The organism is Streptomyces pseudogriseolus (genome assembly GCA_002154585.1).
GTDB classification, from domain to species: Bacteria; Actinomycetota; Actinomycetes; order Streptomycetales; family Streptomycetaceae; genus Streptomyces; species Streptomyces pseudogriseolus.
On record MUNG01000496.1, the window covers coordinates 192 to 521 of the forward strand.

At 70.3% G+C, this 330-nt stretch carries 1 protein-coding gene; it reads left to right on the plus strand.

Annotated features, from left to right (window positions below):
- Window positions 1-40 precede the first annotated feature (40 nt).
- Window positions 41-330 (plus strand): nitroreductase family deazaflavin-dependent oxidoreductase (locus CCN29_RS31755; RefSeq protein ID WP_086685993.1); only part of this gene is annotated, 290 nt, incomplete at its 3' end.

Genomic DNA, 330 nt, shown 5'->3' on the forward strand with positions numbered 1-330 from the left:
CGACCCGGCCGTACGACGCGAGAACGATGGGAAGGATGCCATGCCTCTCGAAGGCGAGTACGAGCCCAGCCCGACGGCCTGGGTGCGGGAACAGGTGGACCTGATCGAGCGGTCCGGCGGCACGAAGGGGACGACGCTCCAGGGCAAGCCGGTCGTCCTGCTCACCAGCCGCGGCGCGAAGAGCGGCAAGCTGCGCAAGACCCCGGTGATGCGGGTGGAGCACGAGGGCCGCTACGCGGTGGTCGCCTCGCTGGGCGGCGCGCCCAAGCACCCGGTCTGGTACTTCAACCTGAAGGCCCATCCGCAGGTCGAACTCCAGGACGGGCCGTC